General features: G+C 69.0%; 14 protein-coding genes. 8 read left to right on the top strand and 6 right to left on the bottom strand.

The features are described 5' to 3' along the window. Nucleotide 1: 1 nt before the first annotated feature. On the bottom strand, nt 2-10,963 hold the full coding sequence (locus NJG22_RS07970; RefSeq protein ID WP_253093532.1) for a non-ribosomal peptide synthetase: 10,962 nt from the start codon (nt 10,961-10,963) through the stop codon (nt 2-4). A gap of 229 nt (nt 10,964-11,192) precedes the next feature. Between NJG22_RS07970 and NJG22_RS07975 the strand changes: the two genes are divergently transcribed. The 8 genes from NJG22_RS07975 to NJG22_RS08010 are packed head-to-tail and all read left to right on the top strand — an operon-like array spanning nt 11,193 to nt 17,223. Further along, the gene (locus NJG22_RS07975; RefSeq protein WP_253093533.1) at nt 11,193-12,377 is read left to right on the top strand and encodes a PepSY domain-containing protein; all 1,185 of its coding nucleotides are present in this window, start codon (nt 11,193-11,195) and stop codon (nt 12,375-12,377) included. After that, nucleotides 12,374-12,913 (top strand): thiamine pyrophosphate-binding protein, encoded by a 540-nt coding sequence (locus NJG22_RS07980; protein WP_253093534.1) that lies wholly within the window; start codon nt 12,374-12,376, stop codon nt 12,911-12,913. Before NJG22_RS07975 ends, NJG22_RS07980 begins: the two co-directional genes overlap by 4 nt. Next, nucleotides 12,910-13,227: a hypothetical protein gene (locus NJG22_RS07985; protein WP_253093535.1), complete on the top strand. Its 318-nt coding sequence runs from the start codon at nt 12,910-12,912 to the stop codon at nt 13,225-13,227. The genes NJG22_RS07980 and NJG22_RS07985 overlap by 4 nt, the downstream gene beginning before the upstream one ends. Then, nucleotides 13,224-13,793: a DUF6162 family protein gene (locus tag NJG22_RS07990; protein ID WP_253093536.1), complete on the top strand. Its 570-nt coding sequence runs from the start codon at nt 13,224-13,226 to the stop codon at nt 13,791-13,793. The genes NJG22_RS07985 and NJG22_RS07990 overlap by 4 nt, the downstream gene beginning before the upstream one ends. A gap of 16 nt (nt 13,794-13,809) precedes the next feature. Then, entirely contained in the window at nt 13,810-14,718 is a 909-nt protein-coding gene (locus NJG22_RS07995; RefSeq protein ID WP_253093537.1) for a metal ABC transporter substrate-binding protein, read from the top strand. Next, complete coding sequence (locus NJG22_RS08000; protein WP_253093538.1) at nt 14,715-15,464, top strand: metal ABC transporter ATP-binding protein; 750 nt, start codon at nt 14,715-14,717, stop codon at nt 15,462-15,464. Before NJG22_RS07995 ends, NJG22_RS08000 begins: the two co-directional genes overlap by 4 nt. Further along, nucleotides 15,461-16,360 (top strand): metal ABC transporter permease, encoded by a 900-nt coding sequence (locus NJG22_RS08005; RefSeq protein ID WP_253093539.1) that lies wholly within the window; start codon nt 15,461-15,463, stop codon nt 16,358-16,360. Before NJG22_RS08000 ends, NJG22_RS08005 begins: the two co-directional genes overlap by 4 nt. Then, nucleotides 16,357-17,223, top strand: coding sequence for a zinc ABC transporter substrate-binding protein (locus NJG22_RS08010; protein ID WP_253093540.1), 867 nt, complete (start codon nt 16,357-16,359; stop codon nt 17,221-17,223). Before NJG22_RS08005 ends, NJG22_RS08010 begins: the two co-directional genes overlap by 4 nt. A gap of 123 nt (nt 17,224-17,346) precedes the next feature. On the opposite strand, the gene NJG22_RS08015 is transcribed toward NJG22_RS08010, so the two are convergent. From NJG22_RS08015 to NJG22_RS08035, 5 genes are all read right to left on the bottom strand, one after another. Next, a complete protein-coding gene (locus NJG22_RS08015; RefSeq protein ID WP_253093660.1) occupies nt 17,347-18,399 on the bottom strand; it encodes a DUF1615 domain-containing protein in 1,053 nt (350 codons plus the stop codon). A 26-nt stretch (nt 18,400-18,425) separates the two neighbouring features. Next, nucleotides 18,426-18,977 carry an isochorismatase family protein gene (locus tag NJG22_RS08020; protein ID WP_253093541.1) on the bottom strand — a complete coding sequence of 184 codons (552 nt, stop codon included), beginning with the start codon at nt 18,975-18,977 and terminating at the stop codon, nt 18,426-18,428. Nucleotides 18,978-19,123: 146 nt separating this feature from the next. Further along, on the bottom strand, nt 19,124-19,849 hold the full coding sequence (locus NJG22_RS08025; protein WP_366518789.1) for an alpha/beta fold hydrolase: 726 nt from the start codon (nt 19,847-19,849) through the stop codon (nt 19,124-19,126). Beyond that, a complete protein-coding gene (locus NJG22_RS08030) occupies nt 19,846-20,064 on the bottom strand; it encodes an MbtH family protein (RefSeq protein ID WP_253093542.1) in 219 nt (72 codons plus the stop codon). Before NJG22_RS08030 ends, NJG22_RS08025 begins: the two co-directional genes overlap by 4 nt. A gap of 80 nt (nt 20,065-20,144) precedes the next feature. Beyond that, nucleotides 20,145-20,393 carry a helix-hairpin-helix domain-containing protein gene (locus tag NJG22_RS08035; protein WP_134693883.1) on the bottom strand — a complete coding sequence of 83 codons (249 nt, stop codon included), beginning with the start codon at nt 20,391-20,393 and terminating at the stop codon, nt 20,145-20,147. Between the last annotated feature and the right edge of the window lies 1 nt (nt 20,394).

Consider the following 20,394-nt stretch of genomic DNA (forward strand, 5'->3'; position numbering starts at 1 on the left):
ATCAGTTCGCCTCCAGTTCGTTCAGGAAATCAAACATGTCGCTCAAGTCGTCCTCGTGATTCGATGTCATGCAAGCGCCGACCGCCTCGGCGTATTCGCCCAAGGTGCGGGCCTTGAACAGCAGTTCCAGGGTCAGGTCCAGGCCCAGCTCCAACTGGGCCTGGGCGGTCACCTGGGTGGCCAGCAGCGAGTGGCCCCCAAGCTCGAAGAAGTTGTCGTCCAGGCCCACCCGCTCGACCTGCAGCACCGCCCGCCAGATCGCCGCCAACTGTTGTTGCAAGGCGTCCTGCGGCTCCCGGTAGGCGGCATTGCCGGCCACCGCCAACGGTTCAGGCAAGGCCTTGCGGTCGACCTTGCCATTGGGGTTGAGCGGCAGTTGCGCCAGGCACGCCCACTGCGTCGGCACCATGTAGGCCGGCAGTTGCTGCTCCAGTTCGCTGCGCAGCGCCCGTAGCAGTTCGGCCGGGGCCGCCGGCACCGCCTCGGTCGGCACCACGTAGGCCGCCAACACTTTGCCGTGGGTACCCTCGCGGGCCACGGCGACCGCATCGCGTACCCCGGGCTGGCGTTTGAGGCTGGCTTCGATCTCGCCCAGCTCGATGCGGAAACCGCGGATCTTCACCTGGTGGTCGATGCGCCCCAGGCAGTCGACCAAACCGTCGCCGCGCTGGCGCACCAGGTCGCCGGAGCGGTACAGGCGCGCGCCCGGTGCCCCGTGCGGGTCGGGCACGAAGCGCTCGGCGGTCAGCCCCGGGCGGTTCAGGTAACCCCGGGCCACCCCTTCCCCACCCAGGTACAACTCGCCGGCCAGGCCGTCGGGCAACAGTTGCAGGCTGGCGTCGAGCACCCGCGCCGTGCGCGCGCCAACCCGATCGCCGATCGGCGCGTAGGGCGCCTGGCAATGATCGTCCTCGCCGGCCTTCCAGATCAGCGGGGTGACCACGGTCTCGGTGGGGCCATAGCCATTGATGATGTAGCGCGGCCGCAAGGCCCGGCGCGCCAGCGCGTAGCTGGCGCTGGGCACGGCGTCGCCGCCGAAGCAGTACACCCGCATGGGCGGCGGGTTGCCCACCCGCTCGGCGTGCTCGGCCAACTGCTGCAGGTACACCGGCGGGAACGCGGCCACGGTCACCGCGTGTCGGTGCAGCGCGGCGAAGGTCTGCTCCGGGGTCCACAGCGCATCGTCGCGCAGCAGCACCCGGGCGCCGTGGGTGAGGCTGGTAAGCCAGCGCTCGTGGGCGCCGTCGAAGGCGAACGACATGAACAGCAGTTCACAGTCGGCTTCACTCATTTCGTACCGCGCACCGATGCTCTGGCAATGCATGGCCAGCGGCCCATGCTCGACCGCCACCCCCTTGGGCAGCCCGGTGGAGCCGGAGGTGTAGATGATGTAGGCGAGGTTCTGCGCGGCGATGGCCACCTGGGGCGGCGTCGCCGGCTGGGCGTGCAGTGCCAGCCGGTCGACCGCCAGGCTGCGCACGCCATCGGGCAGCGGCGCCGACCAGGGCAGGCGCGAGTCCACCAGCAGCAGCGCCGCGGCGCTGTCCTCGAGCAGGTAGGCCAGGCGCTCCGGCGGATAGCCGGTATCCAGCGGCACGAAGGCAGCGCCGGCCTTGAGCACCGCCAGCAGGGCCACCGGCAACTGCTCGTCGCGCGGCAAGGCCACGGCCACGCGCACCTCCGGGCCGACGCCCTCGGCCCGCAGGCAATGCGCCAACTGGTTGGCGCGCCGCTCCAGCTCGGCGAAGCTCAGTTCGCGCTCGCCCTGGACCACGGCGATGCGCTCGGGCTGGCGTGCCGCCCATTGGCTGATGCGCTGTTGCACCAGCAGGCCATCACCCGGCGCCGGCGCGGCATTGCGCCGTGCGGCCAGCGCCTGCTCGGCCGGCAGCGCCAGCAGCAGTTCGCCCAAGGGTCGCTCGGCGGCTTCGACGAACTGCGCCAGCAGTTGCTCCAGGTGCTCGGCCAAGCGCTGCACGGTGGCCGTGTCGAACTGCCCCAGGGCATAGTCGAAGCCCAGGTGCAGCGCGTCGCCCAGTTCGACCGCCAAGGCCAGTGGATAGTGCGTCTGCTCGTGACTGTGCACGCGAGCAAAGCGCAGCGCGCTGGCATCACGCTGGCGCAGCGCCTCGCCGACCGGGTAGTTCTCGAACACCAGCAGGCTGTCGAACAGGCTTTCGCCAGCCAGCCCCGCCCAGCGCTGGATCTCGAACAGCGGCGTGCTCTCGTGCTCGGCGCGCTCCAGGCTGTCGGCCTGGACCTGTTGCAGCCAGGCGACGACCGACAGCTCCGGGGCCGGGGTACCGATCACCGGCAGGGTGTTGATGAACAACCCGACCTGACGGTCGATGCCCGGGACCTGTGCCGGTCGCCCGGCGACGGTGGTGCCGAAGGCTACGCTGGCCTGGCCGGTGTAGCGCTGCAACAGCAGCATCCATGCTGCCTGCACCAGCACGTTGGCGGTGACCTTGTGGCGGCGGGCGAACGCACTCAACACCTGGGTGCGAGTACTGTCGATCAGCCGTGCGTGGCGCGCCCGGCCGGCCTGCGGCCGCGGCCCGGCCCCCATGGCCTGGGCCAGCCGGGTGGGCGCCTCGAGCTCGGCCAGGCGAGCACGCCAGTAATGCTCGGCGGCCTCGCCATCGACCTGCTGCAGCCAGGCGATGTAGTCGCGGTAGCGTCCGCCGCTGGTGGCCGGCGCCTGGCCGTGGTAGCGCTCGAGGACTTCGCCGAACAACCGTGCATAGCTCCAGCCATCCATCAGGATGTGGTGGTTGGTGCAGACGAACCAGTAACGATCGCTGCCGGTGCGCGCCAGGCACAGGCGCAGCAGCGGCGGCTGGCGCAGGTCGAAGCCACGCGCGCGCTCGGCCGCCAGCAACTGGGCCAGGGCCTGCTCGGGCTCGGCCTGGTCGCGCCAGTCCAGCACCTCGAACGGCAATTGCACCTGCTTGCGCACGAACTGCAGCGGTGTCGCCAGTTCGCCTTGCCACAGGAAGCCGCTGCGCAGCGGCGCATGGGCCTGCAAGGTCTGCTCCCAGGCGGCCTGGAACCGCGCCGGGTCAAGGCCGTCGACCTGCACGTGCATCTGGTTGACGTAGTCGCCACTGCCCTGCTCGTAGAGGGCGTGGAACAGCATGCCCTGCTGCATCGGCGACAACGGGTAGAGATCTTCCAGGGTGGCCAGCGGCACACCCAGGCCGTCAAGGGCCGCCTGGTCGAGCGCCGCCAACGGCACGTCCGACGGCGTCAGCCCTCCGGCACCCGGGGCGCAGCAGGCCTCGACCAGTTGTTGCAGCTCTTCGCTGTAACGCGCGGCCAGGCCTTCGACCAATGCCGGGTCGAGCTGGTCGTCGGCGAAGGTCCAGCCCAGGCTCAGGCAGCCGTCATACACCTGGCCATCGAGGGTCAAGGCATGGCTGAGGGTACCGCGCGCGCTATGGTCGTGGCTGCCACTGGCGCCGGCCGGGCGCAACAAGGCATCCTCGGCAGCGAAGCTGCCATCGAACTGGCCGAGGTAGTTGAACAACACCTGGGCCCGGGGCTGCGCCGCCAGGCGTTGACGGGTGGCGTCATCCCCCAGGTAGCGCAGCGCACCGTGACCAATGCCTTTGTCCGGCACCGCGCGCAGTTGCTCCTTGACCGCGCGCAGCGTGTCGATAGGGGTGGCCGCCGGGGTCAAGCGCAGCGGGTAAAGGCTGGTGAACCAGCCCACGCTACGGCTCAGTTCGAGCCCCTCGAACAGCTCATCACGGCCGTGCCCCTCGAGCTCCAGCAGCACGCTCGGCGCCCCGCTCCAGTGACACAGCACACGGGCCAGGGCGCTGAGCAGCAGGTCGTTGACCTGGGTGTGCCAGGCCTGTGGCGCCTGTTGCAACAAGCGCTGCGTGGTGTCGGCATCGAGCCGGCTGTAGACGGTGCGGGCGCGGCACTGCAAGGCCTGCCCAGGAGCGATCGGCAGCTCGGCGCCTGCGGCGCATTGCTGTTCCCAGTACCCCAGCTGCGCTTGCAACGGTGCACTGCGCGCCCACTGTGCCAGGTGCTGGGCCCAGTCGCGGTAGGCGCCGGTCTTGGCCGCCAGGCCTGGCGCCTGGCCCAGGGCCAGCTGGCGATAGACCGTCTGCAGGTCGTCGAACAGGATGCGCCATGAGACACCGTCCACCACCAGGTGGTGGACGACCAGGAACAGGCGCTGGGCGCCGTCGTCCAAGGTCATCAGCAGGCCGCGCAACAGCGGGCCCTGGGCCAGGTCGAGGCTGCCCTGCAATTGCTCGCACAGGGCGCTCAGCGCTTGGCCATCGGCGGCCTGGGCCTGGCTCAGCAGCGCCTGTTGCGGCTGCAGCGGGCGATAGTGGGCTTGCCAGCCGTCGTCACCTTCGCTGAAGCCCAGGCGCAGGGCATCGTGATGGGCCAGCAAGGCCTGTAGCGCCTGCTCCAGCAGCTGTGGGTCCAGGGGCGCGGCGGGGGCCAGCAGCACCGACTGGTTCCAGTGGTGGCGGTCGATCCGCACCTCCTCGAAGAAGGTCTGCTGGATCGGCAACAGCAACTGGGCACCTTGCACCAGGCCTTGTTCGGCCTGCACGCCGTGCTCGCCAGCCTGGGCCACGGCGGCCACCGCTTGCAGGGTCTGGTACTGGAACAGGTCCTTGGCCTTGATCAGCCACCCGGCCTGGCGCGCGCGGCTGACCACTTGCAAGGCGATGATCGAGTCGCCGCCGAGCTCGAAGAAGTTGTCGTGCAGGCCAATCTCTTGGCACTTGAGCAGCTCAGCCCAGATACCAGCCAGCGCCACCTCGGCACTGCTGCGTGGCGCCGCGTGTTCGCCGCGGGCAGGCTCGGGCAATGGCAGCGCCGGGCGGTCGAGCTTGCCGTTGGCATTGAGCGGCAGGGCCTCGAGGAACAGCCAGTGGCTCGGCACCATGTGCTCGGGCAGGCGCTGACGCAACAGGGCGCGCAGGCTGTCGACCGGCACGCCGGCGCGGTCCTGGGCCACCACGTAGGCCACCAGTTGGCTGCCCTGCCCCACGGTCTGCACCAGCACGGCGGCATCCACCACCTGCGGGCAGTTGCGCAGGGCACTCTCGATCTCGCCCAGCTCGATGCGCAGCCCGCGCAGCTTGACCTGCTGGTCGCGACGGCCGTGGTACTCGAACGCGCCGTCGCGGCCCAGGCGGGCCAGATCACCGGTGCGGTACAGCCGGGCGCCCGGCGCGCCAAACGGGTCGGGCACAAAACTCAACGCCGTCAGCCCGGCACGCCCCAGGTAACCTCGGGCCAGGCCCGCGCCACCCAGGCACAGCTCGCCCAGGGCGTTGCCCGGCGTCAACCCCAGGTCGCTGTCGAGCAACCACGCCGAACGCTCGCCCACGGGCGTGCCGATCGGCGCGTACAGGCTGTGGGTGGCATTGCCGTCACAGGCGTGGATCAGCGGGCTGATCACCGCCTCGGTGGGGCCATAGGCGTTGAACAGCTGCCCGGCGCGCAAGTGCGCAAGCCCGGTAATCTGCGCCAGGCTCCAGGCCTCGCCGCCAAGGATGCAGGCCCGCACGGCCAGCGCTGGGCTGCCGGTTTCGGCGGCCTCGGCGATACGCGCCAGGTAGGTCGGCGGCAGGTCGAGCACCGTGATGCCGTGGGCCTGCAGCTGCGCCAGCAGTTGCGGGTAATCCCACTGGGCGACATCCCCCAGCACCAACGCAGCGCCGTGCATCAGCGGCATGAAGATCTGTTCGGCGGCCGCGTCGAAACTGATCGAGGCGAACTGCAACAGGCGATCCTCCGGGCCCAGCCCATAACGCGCTGCCGCCGCTTGGCAATGCATGGCCAACGCGGCGTGGCTGACGGCCACCCCCTTGGGCCGACCGGTGGAGCCGGAGGTGTAGATCACATAGGCCAGGCTCTGCGCCAGGGGTTGGGGGTAATTGCCGGTGCCGGCCTCGCCAACATCCTCCAGGGCCAAGGTGCGCAGGCCGGGGGCCAACTGCCCGAGCAGCACGCGCTCGCCCAGCACCAGGCTCGCCGCGCTGTCTTCGAGCATGTAGGCCAGGCGTTCGGCGGGATAGGCCGGGTCCAGTGGCAGGTAGCCGCCGCCGGCCTTGAAAATACCCAGCAGGCCGACCACCAGGGCCATGCCCCGCTCGGCGATGATCGCCACCAAGGTCTCGGCGCCCACTCCCTCATCGCGCAGGCGCGCGGCCACGCGGTCGCTGAGCAGGTCAAGCGTGGCGTAGTCGAGCCGCGCGTCACCCTGGACCAAGGCCAATGCCTGCGGGGCACGGAGAACCTGGGCGGCAAAGGCCGCCAGCACGCTGTCGGCTGGCATGCCGGGCACCTCGGCACTGGCCGCGACACGCCGTTGCCACTGCTCGGGCGCCTGCAAGGCGACATTGCCCAACGCTTGCCGGGGTTGCGCGACCAACGCCTGCAGCAAGCCCTGCCAGGCATCGGCCATGGCCTGGATGCTGGCTGGCTCGAACAGCTCGGCGGCGTAGAGGAAGGCGACGTTGATGCCGTGATCGGTCTCGAGGGTTTCCAGGGTGAGGTCGAACTGGGCCTGGCCAGCCGGCAGCACCCGCTCCTGCACCTGGACCCCCGGCAGGTTGCCGGCGGCAGCGGCGCCGACGGTATTGAGGTGGTTGTACATCACCTGGAACAGCGGGTTGTGCTGCAGCGAGCGCTGCGGATTGAGCGCCTCCACCAGGCGGTCGAAGGGCAGGTCCTGGTGCGCCTGCGCGGCCAGCGCCGTGTCCCGGACCTGAAGCACCAGTTGCTCCAGGGCCTGCTGCGGATCGATGTCCAGGCGCAGCACCAAGGTATTGACGAAGAAACCGACCACGCCTTCCAGGGCCTCGGCGTTGCGGTTGTTCACCGGCAAGCCGATACGGATATCACGCTGGCCGCAATAGCGCTGCAGCAGCATGGCGTAGGCGGCGACGAACACCTGGAACAACGTCAGGCGCTGCTGGCGCGCATACTGGCGCACGGCCTGGGCCAATGCCGGAGGCAAGCGCAGGTCCAGGCGCCCTTCGCGGTAGTCGCGCCCAACCCCGCGCGGGTGGTCGCAGGGCAGCTCGAGCAGCGGATGCTCGCTGCCCAGCTGGCCACGCCAGTACTCCAGTTGACGGGCCATCTCGCCGTCCTCCAGCCACTGGCGTTGCCACTGGGCGTAATCGGCGTACTGGATCGGCAGCGGCGGCAACGCCGCCGCCTCGCCTTGCTGGAAAGCGCGGTACAGCTGGGCGAACTCGCGGCCGAGCACGCCCATGGAGCCGCCGTCGGAAACGATATGGTGCAGGGTCACCACCAGCACATGGCGATCACCGCCCAGCTCGAACACCCGGGCCCGCATCAGCGGGCCACGCGCCAGGTCGAACAGTGCATTGACCTCAGCCTCGATGCGCGCCTGCAAGGTACTCTCGTCGTTCAGCACCTCCCACTCCAAGCGCACCGCGCCGTGCGCCTCGACCACCTGCAACAGGCCCTCGCCGTCGCCGGTGAAATGCGTGCGCAAGGCTTCATGGCGCGCCACCAGCTCGGCGAAGGTCGCCTGCAGCGCGGCACGGTCCAGGGCCCCGGTCAAGTCGGCCACCAGCGGTGTGTGGTAGGCAACGCTGTCGGGCTCCAGGGTCCAGAACAACCACTGGCGCTGCTGGGCGAACGATGCCGGCAGCGCTGCCTCGCGCCCCAACGCCCGCAACGGACGGCTCGGCGCGTTGCCACGCACGGCCTGCACCGCCGCGGCGAAACCGCGCAGGTCGGCGCTGTCGAACAGCGTGCGCAACGGCACATCGGCGCCCAGCAAGCGACGGACCCGGGAAATGATCTGCGTGGCCAGCAACGAGTGGCCACCCAGGCCGAAGAAGCTGTCGTCCAAGCCGACCTGCGCCACTTCCAACACCTGCGCCCAAATGTGCGCCAACTGTTGCTGCAACGGGGTCTGCGGCGCCTGGTACAGGGCCTGGGGAGCATCGGGCAGCAAGGCCGCCAGGGCCTGTGGGTCGAGCTTGCCATTGAGGGTCAAGGGCATGGCCTGGAGCGCGACGAAGGTGCTGGGCACCATGTAGTCCGGCAGGGTCTGCGCCAGCGCCTGACGCACGCCACTGCTGTCCACGCCGGGGGCCACCAGGTAGGCGACCAGTTGCCCTTGCTGCACCCGGCAGTGGGCTTCGCGAACCCCCGCCAGCTCGCGCAGGCGGGCCTCGATCTCACCCAGCTCGATACGGAAGCCACGGATCTTCACCTGGTGATCGATACGCCCGCAAAAGCGCAAGCGGCCCTGGTCATCCCGGCTGACCCGGTCACCGCTGCGGTACAGGCGCGCGCCTGGCGGGCCGAAGGGGTCTGGCACGAAGCGCTCGGCGGTCAGCCCTGGACGACGGTGATAACCCCGTGCCAGGCCAGCGCCACCGATCAGCAGCTCGCCCTCGACACCGCGCGGCAACACCTGCATCTGGCCGTCGAGTACTTGCGCGCGCAGGTTTGGCAACGGCAGGCCCAGGGTGGCCGGCTGGCCATCGCCCAGCGCGGCCGTGAGCACGCCCACCGTGGTTTCGGTGGGCCCATAGTGGTTGACCACCCGGCACTGCGGCGCCCATTCGGCCAGGCGCGCCAACAGCGCCGGGGACGGGCTCTCGCCGCCCAGCACCAGGCACTGGCGAGGCAGCCCGGCACCGCGATGCTGCTCGCTGAGCAGTGCCTCGATATGCGACGGCACGATCTTCAACACATCGATCCGCGCCGTCGCCATGTATTCGGCGAAGCGCTCGGCATCGAGGGTCAGCTCCAGGTCGAGCACATGCAGGGTGGCGCCACTGCACAAGGCACCGAACAGCGTGGTATGACCCAGGTCGGCAGCCAGGGTGGACACCACCGCCATGCTTTGCGCGCCCTGCAGCGGCAAGGTTTCGAGGATGCCCTGCAGGTAGTTGACCAGGCCGCCATGGCTCAGCGCCACGCCCTTGGCCTGGCCGGTCGAGCCGGAGGTGTAGATGACATAGGCCAGGTTGCCCGGCGCCACGGCCACGGTGGGCGCGGTCGTGGCAAGCTCAGCCCAGGCCGGTTGCGGCCCATCCAGCAGCAGGACCTGCAGGTCGGCGCCAACCGGCAGCTGGGGCAGTACCGCCTGCTGGGTGAGCAGGATGCCGACGCCGCTGTCCTCGAGCATGTAGGCCAGGCGCTGGGCGGGGAACTGCGGGTCGAACGGCACATAGGCAGCGCCAGCCTTGAAGATCGCCAACATACCCACCAGCATGTCCAGCGAACGTTGCACGGCGATCCCCACCAGCACGTCGGGCCCGGCCCCGAGCGCGCGCAGGTGATGGGCCAGGCGGTTGGCCTGGGCATCCAGCTCGGCCCAGGTGAGCGACTGCGTGCCCTGCACCGCCGCCACCTGCTGCGCGCGCGCCGCCGCCTGGCGCTCGATCAATTGATGGATGCACAGTTCGGCATCCCGTGGCCGGGTGTTGGCATTGTGCTGATGCTGTTCAGCCTGTTGCCGCGGCGACAGCAACGCCAGCTCGCCGAGGGCGGTGGCGGGATCATGCAGCCAACCTTCTACCAGGGTCATCCAGTGGCCTGCCAGGCGCTCGATGCTGTCGGCGCGGAACAGCTCGAGGCGGTAGGTGAACGCCGCGAACAGCCGGCCGCCGCGCTCGAAGGTATCCAGGGACAGGTCGAAACGGGTGGTGTGTTGCTGCCGCTCCAAGGCCCGCAGACGCAGCCCCCGGACCTCGCGCACCTGGTCGAGGTCGGCGACCTGCGACTGATGGTTGAACATCACCTGGAACAGCGGGTTGTGGTTACCCTCGCGGGGCACGCCAAGCCCTTCCACCAGCTGCTCGAAGGGCAGCTCCTGATGCGCCTGCGCGCCCAGCGCCACCTGTCGCACCTGCTCCAGCAACGCCGCCAGGCCTTGTTGCGGGTCTGGCTGGACGCGCAGCACCTGGGTGTTGACGAAACAACCGATCAGGCCTTCGACCTCACTGCGATTGCGGTTGGCCACCGGCACACCCAGGCGAATGTCATCCTGGCCACCGTAGCGTTGCAGCAGCGCAGCGAACATCCCCAGCAGCAGCATGAACAACGTCACGTTGTGCTCGCGAGCACAAGCACGCAGGCTGGCCGCCAGGGCCTGGGGAATCTCCAGCTCGTGCCGCCCACCTGCCGACCCCGGCCGCGCCGGCCGCGGGAAGTCGGTAGGCAGCGCCAGCACGGGGTGCTCATCACCCAGCTGCGCCCGCCAGTACTCCAGCTGGCGCGCCTGCTCGCCGGCCTCCAGCCAACTGCGCTGCCAGCGCGCGTAGTCGCCGTACTGGATCGGCAGCGCCGGCAGCGCCAGCGCCTGACCACGCGAGGCGGCGTCATACCGCTGGATGAACTCGTCGATCAATACATTCATCGACCAGCCGTCGGCGATGATGTGGTGCATGACCAGCACCAGCACGTGCTGCTGCTCGGCCAGGCGTAGCAAGGCGACCCGCAGCAATGGCCCTCGCTCGAGGTCGAACGGTTGTGCGGCCAGCTGGCGCAGGCGCTCGCCCAGCGCCTGCTGACGCTGTGCCTGGGCCAGGGTGCCGAGGTCCTCGTGCTGGATCGCCAGGGTTTGCTCGCCTGCCTTCAGGCACGGCGCATCGTGCTCATCCAGGGCAAACAAGGTGCGCAGGGTCGCGTGGCGCTCGACCAGCCCAGCAAATGCCTGCTCCAGCGCCGCCCGATCCAGGACACCGTCGAGCTGCACCGCACTGGGCAAGTTGTAGGCGTTGCCCTGCGGGTCGAGCTGCCACAGCAGCCACATGCGCTGCTGGGCATAGGACAGCGGGCTGGCGTGGGCCTCGCACGCCCCCGCCGGGATCGGCAGCACCGGGAAATCGACACCCTCGCGCGTCAGCGCGGCGAGAAACAGGCGGCGTTTTTCCACGGGCAGGTCCTGGAACCTGCGGGCAAGCTTGCGAGCGTCATCTGCGTTCATTGACATCCATCCGTCGTGATCGAGCAAGGCGCGCGGGGCGCCTGGTATCCACAGAAAACGGATGACACGCGGGGAAAATTAACGGCTGGCGAACGACCGGGGCGCAGCTCTTGAAACATTTTCTTTCATTTGCTCGAGCAGGTTTTCGATTCTCATTCGTCTTATTTAGCAAACGGCGCAATCACGCTGTGCGTCTGCGCGCCTTCTCGCTTCCGATGGGTTACCTCACATGGCAAAGCAATCGAAATCCAGGCTGTGGTTCCTGGTCCATAGCTGGCTGGCACTGCCGATCTGGTTCTTCGTGCTCATTGTCTGCTTCACCGGCACCTTGGCCGTGGTCAGCCAGGAACTGGTGTGGCTGGCCAACCCCGACGTGCGCGCCAGCAACCCCGACGGCAAGGCCGAACGCCTGAGCTACCAGCAGATCGTCGACGCCCTGCACAAGGCCGAGCCGCAGATGGTGGTACGCACCCTGTCGCAACCGGATGGCTCGCACTTCGCCCTCAACGCCAGCGTCACCTTCCCCGACGGCACCGCGCCGACGCTCTACGTCAACCCCTTCACCGGGGCCATCCAGGGCAAGGCGGCGGACTTCAACTTCGAAGCCTTCACCCGCGCCTTGCATGGCTGGTGGCTGGTCCCGTTCAGCAACGGCTATAGCTGGGGTTGGTACCTGGTGTCGCTGCTCGGCCTGCCAATGCTGGCCTCGCTGGTCACCGGCCTGGTGGTGTACAAGAAATTCTGGCGCGGCTTCTTCAAGCTCCCGCGCCGCCAGCACGGCCCGCGGATCTTCTGGGGCGACCTGCACCGCCTGGCCGGGCTGTGGTCGATCTGGTTCATCGCGGTGATCTCGATCACCGGTACCTGGTTCCTGATCCAGGCGATCCTCGCCGACAACCACGTGACCCTGTCCAGCGAACCGGTGGTGCCGGTGATCGCCCGCGAACAGGTGCCCGCCGGCGTCGACGGCGGCCCCGCCCCGCGCATCGACCTGGACCAGGCCGCACTGATCGCCACCACGGCAATCCCGGGCCTGGACATCAGCTTCATCTCGCTGCCCGGCACCGCCTACAGCCATGTGCGCATGGGCGGGCGTGGCTGGTACCCGTTGATGTTCCAGACCGCCGAAGTCAACCCCTATACCCGCGTGGTCGACAGCCAGTTCCTGCTGGCCGACCGCTCCGCGCTGGAGTTCGTCACCGAGTCGATGCGCCCCTTGCACACCGGCGATTTCGGTGGCCTGGCGATCAAGCTGATCTGGGCCTTCTTCGGCCTGGTGCTGACCTTGATGGTACTCAGCGGCTTGCTGATCTGGAGCAAACGCACCGCCCAGGCCACCGCTGCCGCACTCAAGCGCAGCGAGCGCCAGCCGCGCGCGCAGACATCCCGCCCCGTGGTGGAGGCCAACCCATGAGCCAAGCAACCCTCGCCCCACAGAGCCGTGCCCGGCAGCTATGGCTGAAGTGGCGCTTTCACCTGAACATCCTGTTGCTGCTGATTCCGCTGGGCTTCATGCCGCGCTACTTCGCCGAGGCCCGGCTGTTCCGTGGCGACAGCGGCCTTGGCGCCCATTTGATCAGCGCCATCCCGGTAGGGCCGTACAGCATCGACCTGGCCGAAATGCGCGACGAGGCCCCGCGCGCCGATGGCCCTGCCGGCCACTTCAAGCAGTTCAACGCCGCGCTGTGCAGCGGCTGCCAGGACAAGGTCAAGGCGCTGTACCTGCGCATCGGCAAGCCCCGCAGCCTGCGCGCGGCCGGCACCATCTTCTTCGGCACGCCCTATCGCATGGGCACTTCACTGCCGATTCCGCCGCGCACGCAACCCGACGCCCGCGTCTGGATCACCCTCGAAGGCTGGGACGGCAGCATGCACCAGGCATCCGTGGCGCTGGCCGATGCATCACCAGCCACGGTGGCCTGGCTCAAGAAACAAGGAGGCAAGAAATGAAACAGTCGCTGCGCAGGCTCGCCCTGCCCCTCTTGGCCCTGGCCACCACCCCGGCGCTGGCGCACAACCCGATGTGCGAATGCACCGAGGCCGGCGAGCAGGTCACCTGCAAGGGCGGCTTCTCCGACGGCAGCGGCGCGCCCGGGGTAACCCTGGACGTGATCGGCTACGACGAGCAGGTGCTGCTGGCCAGCAAGCTCGGCGACGACTCGACCCTGACTTTCAAGCGCCCGGACGGTGAGTTCTACGTGCTGTTCGACGCCGGCCCCGGCCACGTGGTGGAAGTCGACCACGCCGACATCGGTGCGCCATGAGCCGCGCCCAGCGGGTGCGCCCGGCCGGCGCCGGGCATGAAACCCTCTACGTGCTGCTGGCCGCCGCGCTGATCGTGCTGCTGGCGGCCAGCGTGGTGAGCCTGCGCGGCGAGCGCGAGGACACGCCGACCCTCGCCGCCCACCAGCTCGACGCCCGCCGCGACCTCAACGCCGCCGAACAGGGTATCCATACCGACCTGTGGGTGGCGGTCGACGAGATCCGCCTGCTGAGCGAGGACAACGGCGCCGCGCCCGAGGCCGCGGCCCTGGCCGAGGAAGGCCTGCCGCCCTTCGTCAGCGACGCCAGCAGCCAGCGCCGCGGCGGCCACCAGTGGTCGCGGCTGGCCAACGGCGCCTACCTGGGCCGCAGCCAGGACGCCCAGGTGGCCGGCAGCTTCCTGCTGATAATGCCCCAGGACGGCGACGCCCAGCCTGATCTCTGGCTGCGCCGCGACAGCAGCACGCAGGCCCCGGACGACCTGGGCGCCGAGGCGCTGGTCGCCGCCGGCTGGCAACAGGTCGTCAGCCACTTCGATGCCGGGGTCACCCGCCAACACCGCCACTGAACCGAAGGACCCGCCCATGTTCCGCTTCGCCCGCGCCCTGGCGCTGCTTCTGGTCGCCACCCTGCCCGCCCTGGCGGTCGCCGACAACGGCAAGCCGCTGCGCATCGGCATTACCCTGCACCCCTACTACAGCTACGTGAGCAACATCGTCGGCGACAAGGCCGAGGTGGTGCCGCTGATTCCCGCCGGCTTCAACCCCCATGCCTACGAGCCGCGCGCCGAGGACATCAAGCGCATCGGCACCCTGGATGTGATCGTGCTCAACGGCGTGGGCCACGACGACTTCGCCGACCGCATGATCGCCGCCAGCGAAAAGCCGGCGATCAAGACCATCGAAGCCAACGCCAACGTGCCGCTGCTGGCGGCCACCGGCATCGCCGCCCGCGGCGCCGGCAAGGTGGTCAACCCCCACACCTTCCTGTCGATCAGCGCCACCATCGCCCAGGTCAACAACATCGCCCGCGAGCTGGGCAAGCTCGACCCGGACAATGCCACGTTCTACCAGCGCAACGCCCGCGCCTACGCCAAGCGCCTGCGCGCGCTGCGTGCCGAGGCGCTGGCCAAGGTCACCCAGGCGCCGGACGCGACCTTCCGCGTGGCCACCATCCACGCCGCCTACGACTACCTGGTGCGCGACTTCGGCCTGGAGGTGACCGCGGTGGTGGAACCGGCCCACGGCATCGAGCCGAGCCCTGCGCAACTGAAGAAGACCATCGACCAGCTCAAGGCACTGGATGTGAAGGTGATCTTCTCGGAGATGGACTTCCCTTCGGCCTACGTCGACACCATCCACCGGGAATCCGGCGTGCGCATCTACCCGCTGACCCATATCTCCTACGGCGAATACACCAAGGACAAGTACGAGGTGGAAATGCAGCGCAACCTCGACACCGTGGTCCAGGCCATCCAGGAGAACCGCGCGTGACCGCCGCCGCCAACCTCGCCGTGGCCCACGGGCCGCGCATCGCGTTCGACGGCATCGACCTCACCCTGGGCCGTACGCGCATTCTGCAAAACGTGCGCTTCGACGTCGCCCCCGGCAGTGTGCACGCCATCGTCGGCCCCAACGGCGGCGGCAAGAGCTCGCTGATCAAGACCCTGCTCGGGCAGATGCCGCACCAGGGCCAACTGACCTTGCACTGGCCGGGCGAGCGCGAGGTGATCGGCTATGTGCCCCAGGCCCTGGAGTTCGACCGCGGCCTGCCGATGACGGTCGACGACTTCATGGCCGCCATGTGCCAGCGCCGCCCGGCGTTCCTCGGTCTGTCGCGGCAGGTACGGCCGCTCATCGAGGCGGCCTTGGCCCAGGTGGGCATGCTCGACAAGCGCAAGCGGCGCATGGGCGCGCTGTCCGGCGGCGAGCGCCAGCGTGTGCTGCTGGCCCAGGGGCTGGTCCCCGAGCCGCAGTTGCTGGTGCTGGACGAGCCGATGTCGGCCCTCGACGAGGCCGGCATCCAGGTGTTCGAGCAACTGCTGCGCGGCTGGCGCCAGGCCGGCACCACCGTGCTATGGATCGAGCACGACCTCGAAGCGGTGCTGCGCCTGGCCGACCGGGTCACCGGGCTGAGCCGCCAGGTGCTGTTCGATGCCCCGCCCGCCGAAGCCCTGACCCCCGAGCGCCTGCTTGGGCTGTTTTCCGTTCACCCGCGCAGCGAGGGCCTTGCCCGATGAGTTTCGAAAGCTTCCGCCAGCTGGTCCAGGACCTGGCCAGCACCGGCTACCTGCCGGAGGCGCTGGCCTATGGGTTCGTGGTCAACGCCCTGCTCGCCGGCTTGATGATCGGCCCGGTGCTGGGCGGCCTGGGCACCCTGGTGGTGGTCAAGCGCTTTGCCTTCTTCTCCGAGGCGGTCGGCCATGCCGCACTCACCGGCGTGGCCATCGGCATCCTGCTCGGCGAGCCCTACACCGGCCCCTACGGCAGCCTGTTCGGCTACTGCCTGCTGTTCGGCATCCTGCTCAATTTCCTGCGCAACCGCACCGGCCTGTCGCCGGACACCCTGATCGGCGTGTTCCTCTCGGTATCCCTGGCACTGGGCGCCAGTTTGCTGCTGATGCTGGCCGGCAAGATCAACGTGCACATCCTCGAGAATGTGCTGTTCGGCTCGGTGCTCACCGTCAGCGCCCAGGACCTGCTGGTGCTGGGCATCGTCGCGGTGCTGGTGCTGGCCCTGGCCCTGCCGCTGTACAACCGCATCATGCTGGCCAGCTTCAACCCGCAGCTGGCGGCGGTGCGCGGGGTGGCGGTGAAGACCCTGGACTACCTGTTCGTGGTGCTGGTGACCTTGGTCACCGTGGCCTCGGTGAAGGTGATCGGGGCGATCCTGGTCGGCGCCCTGCTGGTGATCCCGGCGGCGGCGGCGCGGCTGGTCAGCCAGTCGCTGAAGGGCTTTTTCTTCGTCTCGGTGGCCATCGCCACCCTGAGCACCCTGGTCGGCATCCTCTTGCCGATCGTCTTCGACCTGCCGGTGCCCTCGGGCGCGGCGATCATCCTGGTCGCCGGGATCTGCTTCGCCCTCGCCGCCCTGGCCCGCGCCCTCGTCCCCCGCCTGCAAGGAAACCCGGCATGACCCTGAACCAGCTCACCCTCGCCCTGGCCCTGAGCGGCCTGCCGCTACTGGCCAACGCCACCCAGGTGCTGACCACCCTGCCGGTGACCCACAGCCTGGCCAGCGCCCTGCTGGCCGGCACCTCGGTGCAGCTTGAGCGCGCCGCCCCGGCCAACCTGCCGGCCAGCCGTCAGCCTTCGTACTTCAGCGGCCGTGGCGGCGCCAGCCTGCACAAGGTGGCCAGCCAGGCCGACGCGGTGATCGGCGTGCGCTCGATCTGGCGCGACGACCCGCTGTACCCCATGGCCCGCCGCAGCAATATCCGCATTGTCGAGATCGACGCCGCGCGCCCGGTGGACGGTGCCCTGCCGGGGATCGCGGTCAGGGGCGAGGAGGCCTTCGCCAGCTACCCCTGGCTGAACCCGAGCAACCTCGGGCGCATGGCCGATGTCGTGGCCAACGACCTCGAGCGCCTGGCACCGGCGGACAAGGCCAGGATCCAGGCCAACCTGGCCGGGCTCAAGCGCCAGATGCTGGAGTTGACCGCCAGCAGCCAGGGCCAGTTGGCCGAGGTCGACAACCTGAGCGTGGTGAGCCTGTCCGAGCGCCTGGGCTACCTGGCCAGCGGGCTCAACCTGGATGTGGTCGAGCAGCCATTGCTGGCCGACGAGCAGTGGGACCAGGCAGCGCTCGATGCGCTGGGCGCCAACCTCAAGGGCCAGGACGTGGCGCTGGTGCTGCACCATCGCCAGCCGCCGGCCAAGGTCGCCGCGGTGATCGCCGCGGCGGGGGCCAAGCTGCTGGTGCTGGAGAGCGACCCGGAGGATACCGTGGCCGGGCTCAAGGCCAGCGTCGAGCAGGTGATCCAGGCCCTTCAGGGCTGAGCGGCTGCGCGGCTCGTTCGCCAACAGGGTACGCGCAGGCCTCAACCTGCGGTAGGAGCCAGCCTTGCTGGCGAGCCAGGCGGCGTGGGGTCGCGCCCTTTCAGCCCCCCCCCGGCATGCCCCTCAACGCTTCATGCAGCGCTGATAGCGCTCATCCACCCTGCCGGCAAACCACGCCGTGGTCAGCTTGCGGGTGATCTTCGGGCTCTTCAGCTCGATGCCCGGCAATACCGCGCGCGGCAGCGCCTTGCCGGCCTTGGCCTCGGCCAGGGCGAACACGCCGCGATACAGCGCGGTCTGCTCCAGCCCCAGGCTGCCCTCCTGTTCCAACTGCGCGCGGATCTGCGGATTGCGCAGCCGCAACTGCGGCCCGAGCGTGCGCGCGGCCCGTTCGGTGGTGCCGGGCATGATCGCGCCCGGGGCGATCAGGTCGCCATCGAGCGCCAGCGACGCGCCGCTCACCCGGCTCAGCGCGGCCTGGAACGCGGCGTTGCGGCTGGCGTACCAACCGGCGTTGAAATCGGCGAAGCGGTACAGCTGGCGTTGGTAATGGGCGGGGTAGCCCAGCAGGTGGGCGATGCCGAAGTACAGGCCGCCACGGCGGCTGAACACCTCCTGGCGCACCGTCCCCTGGTAGTCGTAGGGGTAGCCCTTGGTGTGCTGCTCGGCAAAGTCGATGCTCACCTGCATCGGCCCGCCCGTGTGCACCGGGTTGAGCCCGCCCAGCAGCGTGCGGCCCAGCGGCAGGCGGCCGATCACCTCGTCGTACAGGGCACTGAGCTGCTTCTCGCTGCGTACCGCCTGCAGCCGTTGCTGGTAGCTCTTGCCGTTGCTCGAGGGGGTTTGCAGGGCGCCGTCCACCAGCAGTTTCGGAATATGCAGGCGCGCCGCGCGGCGGTCGATTTCCGCGCGGGCGATGCGGCCAAGGTTAGGCACCTGGGGGTCGGCGTTGAAGGTCGACTCCTGTTCGGTCACTGCCAGCACCGCGCACAGGTTGCTCTTGCTCGGGGCCAGGCCCTGGGCCTGGAACGCCACCTGGATATCCGTGGCCCAGCCTTCACGATCCTTGACCTGGGCCGGTAGCAGGCGAAGCAGTTGGGCACGGACCTTGGCCGGGTCGCTCTGCTGCGTCGCTTCATGGCGCCCGGCACAGCCCTGTAGCAGCCCCAGCCCCAGCAGCCCGGCGGCCAGCAGGCGGCCGTTCAGGGTTGCTCCCCGACCAGGTAGGTTTTGCTGATGTGGCGGAACAATGGGTGGCTGGCGCTGCCCAGCAGCTCGAACAGCACCATCTCGCGGGTCACTACCTGGGCGCCGGCATCGCGCATGCGCGCCAGGCCTGCGGCCTTGCTGGCGGCGGTACGGCTGTCGCAGGCATCCTCGACCACGAACACCTGCTTGCCCAGGGCGAGCAGGCCGAGCACGGTCTGCAGCACGCAGACGTGGGTTTCCATGCCGCAGACGATCACCTGCTCGCGGGCCAGCAGGCTGGCTGGCAGGCATTGGGCGGCAACGCAGGAGAAGTGCAGTTTTTCGACGATTTCGGCGGTGGGCGCGGCGGCCTTGAGCGCGGCCAGGGTGTGGCCGAGGCCTTTGGGGTACTGCTCGGAGATGACGGTGGGCAGTTGCAGCTCGGTGGTTGCGGCCAGCAGCCAGCGGGCGCGGGCGGCGGTGCCCTCGGGGTCGCGCATGGCGCCGATGAGTTTTTCCTGGATGTCGACGACCAGCAGCGTGGCCTGGCGGGGATCGATCAGCATGGGCGGTCTCATTGCCTTGGGGAAGGAGCGTTAGCCTTACCCAGGAGGGGGCTGGCGTCAATCGAGACGCGGTCTCGCGCGACGCAGCAGCGCGCCCGATGCAGTCATCCGCTGCTACCTAACTTGTTCTTGAGCAAGAGCAAGACTCAAGCAGAAAGCCGCAGCGGCTCCAAAGTGCGACTGAGCGCCTCGAGCACCCGATCCTCATGCTCATGAATGAAGAAATGCCCCCCAGGAAACTTGGCCAGCGCATACTCACCCACCGTCTCCCGCCCCCACGCCTGCAACTGCTCGTCACTGGCCCGATCGTCCTCGCCAGCAAGCACATGCAGCGCACAACTCAAAGGCGTCCGCTGCCGATAGGCATAACGCCCGCAGAGCAGAAAGTCAGCCTGCATGATCGGCAAGGTCAAACTCATCAACTCTTCGTTGTCCAGAACCTCCTCCGGCGTCCCGCCCAGCTTGCGCAGCTCGGCGATCAGCTCGGCATCGCCGCGCGGCTCGCTCCAGCGCGGGCTGTCGTAATCCTCGCGGCGGGTGGGCGCGGCAGTGCCACAGGCAAACAACGCCACCGGCGCCGGGCAGCCCAACGCACGTAGCTCGTGGGCCAACTCGAACGCCACCAGCGCCCCCAGGCTATGCCCAAGCAACGCATAAGGCGCCTGAGTCGCCAGCCGCTGCTCGGCTGCCAGCTGCCGGGCCAACGCCTGCAGGTCGGTGTGCAAGGGCTCGGCCATGCGCGCACCGCGCCCAGGCAACTCCAGCGGACGCACCTGCAGCCAGGCTGGCAGCTTGCGCCGCCAGCGGCTGTAGACCATGGCACTGGCGCCGGAATACGGCAGGCACAGCAGGTTCAACGTGGCCGCAGTCACTGGGCCGAGGCCGCCATCTGCTGGCGCAGACTCAGCGGACGCATGTCGGTCCACACCTCGTCGATGTAGGCCAGGCAGTCCTTCTTCAGGCCGCTCTTGCCCACCGCGCGCCAGCCGTTGGGAATGGCCTTGTAGTCCGGCCAGATCGAATACTGCTCTTCATGGTTGACCACTACTTGGAACTGGATGTCGTCGCGGTCGAAAACGGAAGTCATTGCCTGTCTCCTTGATGATGAGGGCCGAACGCGCCTGGCGCAGGGCGGCTTTCAAGGGAACGAACAGCAACCAGGGAAAATTAGCCAGGCGCGCGGGTCGACTCACGCGCCCGGGCGATGGCCGCCTGGATCGCCGCCCGGGCCTGCGGGCTGTTCTTCCAGCAACTGCTGCCCACCAGGCTCGCCGCCGCAGCGACGATCTGCAGGGCATCGGCCTCGGCCAACTGCGCCAGCGAGTCGAACCCCAACTGCTCCAGGCGTTGCACCACGGTCGGGCCCACGCCCTTGACCGCCAGCAACTGGGCCCGCTCATCCGCGCAAAACGCCATG

Source organism: Pseudomonas sp. VA159-2 (assembly GCF_024126635.1).
GTDB classification, from domain to species: Bacteria; Pseudomonadota; Gammaproteobacteria; order Pseudomonadales; family Pseudomonadaceae; genus Aquipseudomonas; species Aquipseudomonas muyukensis.

What these genes read in the sequence shown, in the direction of transcription:
- NJG22_RS07970 (WP_253093532.1), bottom strand. Translation starts at nt 10,963, where the DNA reads ATGAACGCAGATGACGCTCGCAAGCTTGCCCGCAGGTTCCAGGACCTG.
- NJG22_RS07975 (WP_253093533.1), top strand. Translation starts at nt 11,193, where the DNA reads ATGGCAAAGCAATCGAAATCCAGGCTGTGGTTCCTGGTCCATAGCTGG.
- NJG22_RS07980 (WP_253093534.1), top strand. Translation starts at nt 12,374, where the DNA reads ATGAGCCAAGCAACCCTCGCCCCACAGAGCCGTGCCCGGCAGCTATGG.
- NJG22_RS07985 (WP_253093535.1), top strand. Translation starts at nt 12,910, where the DNA reads ATGAAACAGTCGCTGCGCAGGCTCGCCCTGCCCCTCTTGGCCCTGGCC.
- NJG22_RS07990 (WP_253093536.1), top strand. Translation starts at nt 13,224, where the DNA reads ATGAGCCGCGCCCAGCGGGTGCGCCCGGCCGGCGCCGGGCATGAAACC.
- NJG22_RS07995 (WP_253093537.1), top strand. Translation starts at nt 13,810, where the DNA reads ATGTTCCGCTTCGCCCGCGCCCTGGCGCTGCTTCTGGTCGCCACCCTG.
- NJG22_RS08005 (WP_253093539.1), top strand. Translation starts at nt 15,461, where the DNA reads ATGAGTTTCGAAAGCTTCCGCCAGCTGGTCCAGGACCTGGCCAGCACC.
- NJG22_RS08010 (WP_253093540.1), top strand. Translation starts at nt 16,357, where the DNA reads ATGACCCTGAACCAGCTCACCCTCGCCCTGGCCCTGAGCGGCCTGCCG.
- NJG22_RS08020 (WP_253093541.1), bottom strand. Translation starts at nt 18,977, where the DNA reads ATGCTGATCGATCCCCGCCAGGCCACGCTGCTGGTCGTCGACATCCAG.
- NJG22_RS08030 (WP_253093542.1), bottom strand. Translation starts at nt 20,064, where the DNA reads ATGACTTCCGTTTTCGACCGCGACGACATCCAGTTCCAAGTAGTGGTC.
- NJG22_RS08035 (WP_134693883.1), bottom strand. Translation starts at nt 20,393, where the DNA reads ATGGCGTTTTGCGCGGATGAGCGGGCCCAGTTGCTGGCGGTCAAGGGC.